Origin of the sequence: Streptomyces sp. NPDC051020, from assembly GCF_040683105.1 — a bacterium.
Classification (GTDB): domain Bacteria; phylum Actinomycetota; class Actinomycetes; order Streptomycetales; family Streptomycetaceae; genus Streptomyces.
Genome location: NZ_JBFBCG010000082.1, coordinates 23,865 through 29,864 on the forward strand (window position 1 = coordinate 23,865; position 6,000 = coordinate 29,864).

General features: G+C 67.2%; 7 protein-coding genes. 5 read left to right on the forward strand and 2 right to left on the reverse strand.

The window, feature by feature from the left end:
- Positions 1 to 30 precede the first annotated feature (30 nt).
- Both AB0N06_RS31355 and AB0N06_RS31360 read right to left on the reverse strand, forming a co-directional pair.
- Positions 31 to 213 (reverse strand): hypothetical protein, encoded by a 183-nt coding sequence (locus AB0N06_RS31355; protein WP_366138084.1) that lies wholly within the window; start codon positions 211 to 213, stop codon positions 31 to 33.
- Positions 214 to 279: 66 nt separating this feature from the next.
- The gene (locus tag AB0N06_RS31360) at positions 280 to 1,110 is read right to left on the reverse strand and encodes an endonuclease (protein ID WP_366138085.1); all 831 of its coding nucleotides are present in this window, start codon (positions 1,108 to 1,110) and stop codon (positions 280 to 282) included.
- A gap of 215 nt (positions 1,111 to 1,325) precedes the next feature.
- Here AB0N06_RS31360 and AB0N06_RS31365 point away from each other — a divergent pair, with 215 nt between their 5' ends.
- The 5 genes from AB0N06_RS31365 to AB0N06_RS31385 all read left to right on the forward strand — a co-directional run.
- The gene (locus AB0N06_RS31365) at positions 1,326 to 1,532 is read left to right on the forward strand and encodes a hypothetical protein (RefSeq protein ID WP_358861364.1); all 207 of its coding nucleotides are present in this window, start codon (positions 1,326 to 1,328) and stop codon (positions 1,530 to 1,532) included.
- Positions 1,533 to 1,596: 64 nt separating this feature from the next.
- A complete protein-coding gene (locus tag AB0N06_RS31370; RefSeq protein ID WP_366138086.1) occupies positions 1,597 to 2,754 on the forward strand; it encodes a methyltransferase in 1,158 nt (385 codons plus the stop codon).
- A 103-nt stretch (positions 2,755 to 2,857) separates the two neighbouring features.
- Positions 2,858 to 4,036 (forward strand): acyl-CoA dehydrogenase family protein, encoded by a 1,179-nt coding sequence (locus tag AB0N06_RS31375; protein WP_366138087.1) that lies wholly within the window; start codon positions 2,858 to 2,860, stop codon positions 4,034 to 4,036.
- Between the two features lie 154 nt (positions 4,037 to 4,190).
- Positions 4,191 to 5,057 (forward strand): aminoglycoside phosphotransferase family protein, encoded by an 867-nt coding sequence (locus AB0N06_RS31380; protein WP_366138088.1) that lies wholly within the window; start codon positions 4,191 to 4,193, stop codon positions 5,055 to 5,057.
- A 448-nt stretch (positions 5,058 to 5,505) separates the two neighbouring features.
- A partial coding sequence (locus AB0N06_RS31385; RefSeq protein WP_366138089.1) for a transposase occupies positions 5,506 to 6,000 on the forward strand: 495 nt, incomplete at its 3' end.

The window sequence follows — 6,000 nt, forward strand, 5'->3', positions numbered from 1 at the left end:
CCGACCGTCTCGCCGACCCCGTTCCCCGAGTCAAACGTGCAGCGCACAGTGGCGCGACATGGCCACCAACGCGCGCCACTCCCGGTCGCACTCCTCGCCGTCCTCGGCGAGCCCTTCCATGGCACAGGCCTGCGGTGCGCGCTCAAGATCCGTCGGAAAGTGACCAGCCGGAATGCCGCAGCGCCGGACGAGCGGCACCACCGGCATGGTCACGGCCGGGAGTCGGCCGAGCACCACCGCCCCGGCTGACGTGACCGCGTGCTGGACGAATGGGCCGTTCTACCAGATGGATTCGACCCATTCCGGGTGGTCGATGAACGGGTTCCTGTTGTGCTGGTACTGGTCGAATATGACGTCGTTGCGCCGCCTCTCGAAGGTGTCCGGCGGGTCCTCCTGGCTCCACTGCTTCAGCACGGAGAGCCTGCCGATGTTCGGCGCGGAGCCGTTGTTCACCTTCTCGTTCGGTTCGAGGTCGGCGAAGGCGTCGTCGCCCTCGTACCGCACCGCCATGTAGAGGATCATGCGGGCGACATCACCCTTGGCCGCATCACGCGGCTCGAAGGAGTCGCCGTCGGTGTAGTTGCCCGGCGCCCCGCTCACCGCGCTGCCGCCGTTGTCGAAGTCCTTGTTGCCGCGGATGGAATTGACGGTGACGTCCTCGGGGCGCAGGTGGTGGATGTCGGTGCCGGGTCCGGTGGCGGTACCGAAGTTGCCGTGCGACTTGGCCCAGACGTGCTCACGGTTCCATTGGCCGACCGAGCCGCCGTTGTCGCTCTTCGGCTTGGAGCGCCCGGAGTAGATCAGGATCACGTTCGAGGAGTTGGCGGGGTCCTGGTCGGTGTTCTTGAGCGCGTCCCAGACCTGGCTGTACGAGATCTTCGACTGGACGCTGATGATCGAGTGCAAGGCGCTCTTGAGCTGGGTTCCGGTCTTGCCGATTGCGCTCTGGTAGTACGTGTCGCCGAGCGTGGTGAGCGGTGTCGCGGTCGCCGGTGCGGGCCGGGGCGCGGCTGGCGTCGCCGGTGCGGCGGCGGACGTGCCGGCGAGAGCCGCGAAGGCGGCGAGGGTGGCGAGCAATGGGCGCCGGTAGTGAAGGCGGTGACGGGACATGTGGGGTGTCCTCTCCGGGGCATGCGGCACCGCGACGCCGTCACAGGGTGGGGCGGCGCCGTGGTGGTCGTGTGGTAAGCGGTCAGCGGGAGCCTTCCACGCGCACCGTGATCAGGGGTGAACGCTGCGCACTCATCATGTGCAGGTCAAGCGAACCCTTCGGATGCGCTCCTGGAGCCGCAGGGCGAGAATTGCCGCAAGGACGAGGAGGCGGTATGAGCGAAGACCCCGAATCCGTATCCGTATCCCTGGCCCGGGGAGTGACCCCGGACAGCCTCTTGCACACCGGCGGGAGCGACAACGCGTCGGCAGAGGACCTGGTGCTCGCCTCCGGGCGGGACCTGACTCCGCAGAATCTGGAGTGGGCACAGCGCCGACTGGCACGAGAGGGCCGGGCGGCGATCGAAAAGCAGCTGCCATAGCGGGCGGCCGGTGCGGTGGGGAGTGTGTGGGTGCTCCCCGCCGCTCGGCTAGCCTGAAGGCACAATGAACCGTTTGACGACGTCAAAGGGCGATTACGAGCTCGCCCGCTACCCCGAGCACCCGCGCGACCCGTTCCGTGCCTGGGACGCTGCCGACGAATATCTGCTTCGGCAGCTGGAGGGGGCTGACGGTGCGACCCCGGTCGAGCTGACCGGCACCGTGGTCGTGGTGGGCGACCGCTGGGGTGCCCTGAGTACGGTGCTGGCCGGGCACCGCCCCGTACAGATCACCGACTCGTACCTCGCCCAGCGTGCGACCCTGGCGAACCTCGCCCGCAACGGCCATGACGAGGACGCCGTACGTCTTCTGTCGGCCAGGGACACCCCGCCGGACCGGATCGACGTCCTTCTCGTGCGGGTTCCCAAGAGCCTCGCGCTCCTGGAGGATCAGCTGCACCGGCTCGCGCCCGCCGTGCACGCCGGAACCGTCGTCATCGGCACCGGCATGGTGAAGGAGATCCACACCTCCACCCTCAAACTGTTCGAGCGGATCATCGGCCCCACCCGCACCTCGCTCGCGGTGAAGAAGGCTCGGCTGATCTTCTGCAACCCGGACCCGGCCCTGGCCCGCACCCCCAGCCCCTGGCCGTACCGGTACGAGCTGCCCGGCGACGTCGGCGCGATCTCCGGCCGGACCGTGGTCAACCACGCCGGGATCTTCTGCGCCGAGCGCCTCGACATCGGCACCCGCTTCTTCCTGAACCATCTTCCCGAGCGCACCGGCCACGACCACGTCGTGGACCTGGGCTGCGGCAACGGGGTCGTCGGCACCTCCGCCGCGCTCGCCAACCCCGGAGCGACGGTCACCTTCGTCGACGAGTCCTACCAGGCGGTCGCCTCCGCCGAGGCGACCTTCCGTGCCAATGTCGGCGCCGACGCCGAAGCCCGCTTCCTGGTCGGTGACGGGACGGCGGACCTGGCCCCGGGCAGTGTGGACCTGGTGCTCAACAACCCACCGTTCCACTCGCACCTGGCGACCACCGACGCCACCGCCCGGAACATGTTCCATGGGGCGCGGACCGTGCTGCGGCAGGGCGGCGAGCTGTGGGTCGTCGGCAACCGGCACCTCGGGTACCACACGCAGCTGCGCCGGATCTTCGGCAACTGCGTCACCGTCGCCGGTGACCCGAAGTTCGTCGTGCTGCGCGCCGTCAAGCGCTGACACCCCGGGTGTGGCTCCGCGGCCCTTCCGGATTCTTGCAACACGTTCTACTGTGTGCGCCGCCGCACACGGGCGACGCGACCGCGAGACTCCTGGAGGGGCTGTGCACCTCGAATACACGCCTGAGCAGCAGCAGTTGCGCGCCGAGCTGCGCACGTACTTCGCTGGACTCGTCCCCGACAACGCCTACGCCAGATACGACGACCCCACCGCCCAGAAACGCTTCTACCGCGAGACGATCCGGCGCCTCGGCACCGACGGCTGGCTCGGCGTCGGCTGGCCCACGGAGTACGGCGGACGCGGCCTGTCCCCGATGGAACAGTTCATCTTCTTCGACGAGGCGGCCCAGGCGGGCGTCCCGCTGCCCCTGATGGCACTCAACACCGTCGGCCCGACGATCATGCAGTTCGGCACGGACGAACAGAAGGCGTACTTCCTGCCGAAGATCCTGTCAGGCGAGATCGACTTCGCCATCGGCTACAGCGAACCCGACGCGGGCACCGACCTCGCGGCCCTCAAGACCCGCGCCGTACGCGACGGCGACACATATGTGGTCAACGGGCAGAAGATCTGGACGACCAACGGCGACACCGCCGACTGGGTCTGGCTCGCCGTCCGCACCGATCCCGACGCCCCGCCGCACAAGGGCATCACCATGCTGCTCGTCCCCACGAGCGACCCCGGATACTCCTGCACCCTGATCAACACCCTCGCCTCGCACGACACCACCGCCAGCTACTACGAGAACATCCGCGTCCCCGTCTCCCGCCGCGTCGGCGACGAGAACAAGGGATGGCGGCTCATCACCAACCAGCTCAATCACGAGCGCGTCACCCTCGCCGCCCACGGCACCATGGCCATCCGCGCCCTCCACAACGTGCAGCGCTGGGCCGCCGGCACCGAGCTCGCCGACGGGCGCCGGGTCATCGACCTCGGCTGGGTCCGCGCCCTCCTCGCCCGGACCCACACCCGGCTCGACGCCATGAAGCTCCTCAACTGGCAGATGGTCTCCGCCGTCCAGCGCTCCACCCTCACCCCGCAGGACGCCTCCGCCGTCAAGGTCTACGGCTCCGAGGCGCGCCGCGACGCCTACGCCTGGCTGATGCAGATCCTCGGCTCGGCCGGACCGCTCAAGGAAGGCTCGGCGGGCGCCGTCCTGCACGGCGAACTCGAACGGGGATACCGGTCCGCCGTCATCTTCACCTTCGGTGGTGGCAACAACGAGATACAGCGGGAAATCATCTCGTGGATCGGTCTGGGGATGCCGCGCGTACGCCGCTGACCGGGTGTGACGAGGATTTTTAGGTGGCACAAAAGCGGGACAGTTGGGCACCAGCTGAAGTCGCGGGCAAGGGGGAGGTGTGCCGAGCCACGATAGTTGGCACCTGGCCACGCTGGTTGGCATCGCCCTCGCTCGTCTATGCCAAGATTCGAGGGTGGATATAACCGACGTCACGCGTGCGATCGCGGCTGCGACTTCGGTCGCCGCATCGCTCGACCTGCCAGCCAACGATGCAATCGTTCTCCACAACTCGAACAAGCTGGCACTGCGGCTGACGCCATGCGACGTCTTTGCCCGGGTCGCCCCTGTGGGACAAGAGGTTGCACCGTTCGAAGTCGATCTCGCTCAGCGGCTCACCGAGGTCGGATGCCCGGTGTGTCCCCTGGAGCCTCGGGCGGACCCGCGTGTGTACACGCGCGATGGCTTCGCAGTGACGCTGTGGACCTACTACGAGCCGGTGACACCTCACACCTCACCAGTCGACTATGCCAAGGCGCTGGAGCAGCTGCACGTCGGCATGCGCAAGGTCGATGTGCCGAGCCCGAGGTTCACGGACCGGATCACGGAGGCGGAAGAAGTTGTCGCCGACCCGGATCGCTCGCCGGAGCTCACCGACGCGGACCGCGTGTTCCTCAGCGGCAGGCTGGCAAGCCTGCGACGAGCGATCGACGACCGCGGCGCCGTGGAGCAGCTGCTCCACGGCGAGCCGCATCCAGGCAATGTGCTCAGCACGAAGAACGGCCCGTTGTTCATCGACCTTGAGACGTGCTGCCGTGGACCCGTCGAGTTCGATCTCGCCCATGTTCCCGAGGCGGTCTGCGAGCACTACCGAAGCGTTGACCAAGGGCTGCTGGACGAGTGTCGGCAGCTCGTTATCGCAATGGTCGCCGCGTGGCGTTGGGAGTTTGGCGACCAGTTTCCGAATGGGAGGCGATTCGGAGAGGAATTCCTGCGCTTGCTGCGCGAGGGTCCTCCTTGGCCGACACTCGACACAGTGACCAGGCGACTGGATGGTCTGTAGAAACCGCCGAAGGCCACGTGAAAGCAGCAAGGAACCAAGCGACGAGACTGTCGCCGTTGCAACCCCATGCGCGCCGGCCTGGCTGCCGCGCTGAACCATGGCGCCGGTGCCAACAAACGTGGCAACTCATTACAGATGCCAAGAATCTTGGCCAGACAGTGCCAACCAGCGTGGCCAGACTGTTGGGAGCCCCAGGTCACACAGCCCGATGAGTGCCAACTATCGTGGCCCGGCACAGGAGGCGGGTCTGGCGTGCCGACTGTCTGAGGTAGCTGACCTGCTACGTTCTCTGAGTTGATTAAGTGCGTTGTGGCAAACCGGATCTCGTTCGAAGCGTGCGGCGCGGGTGATCGTTCGGACAGAGATGCCGGTGTGGTCGTGGGCATGAAGAAACGGGCCCCTTGGTAGTGACGTGGTTGTTGAGGCCGGTCACGAGCAAGGAGACCCGTTGTCCGACCAGTTGACCATTCCCGCTGTGCCCGCGTCCACCACGGTCACCCCGGAGTGCGACTGCTACGTGCACAGGTTCGGTTCGATCGCTCCGGGACTACGGGCGCGGTGCTATCCGAGTGACATGACGGACGCGGAGTGGGCCGAGGTCCGCGCGGCGATGCCGGTGCCGGCCTGGCTGCTCCAGCAGGGCGGGCGTCCGGAGGCGTACTGCCACCGCGAGATGCTCGACGCGATGCGCTACCTCGTCGACAACGGCAGCAAGTGGATGGCCATGCCGGTCGACTTCCCGTACTGGCGGGCGGTCTATGACTTCTTCCGCCGCTGGCGGACCTACGACTACGTGCGTGAACTGTACGAACGCCTGCGCCGCGCGGCCAGGGAGCAAAAAAGGCCGGAACGCCGAGCCGAGTGCCGGGATCATCGACAGTCAGTCGGTCCTACGTTGTTGGTGGGTTGGATGGGCCGTCGTAAGGTCCAGAGGCCCAGAGAC

Excerpts from the sequence above, each read along its gene's own strand:
- AB0N06_RS31370 (WP_366138086.1), top strand. The coding sequence starts at position 1,597 with ATGAACCGTTTGACGACGTCAAAGGGCGATTACGAGCTCGCCCGCTAC.
- AB0N06_RS31365 (WP_358861364.1), top strand. The coding sequence starts at position 1,326 with ATGAGCGAAGACCCCGAATCCGTATCCGTATCCCTGGCCCGGGGAGTG.
- AB0N06_RS31360 (WP_366138085.1), bottom strand. The coding sequence starts at position 1,110 with ATGTCCCGTCACCGCCTTCACTACCGGCGCCCATTGCTCGCCACCCTC.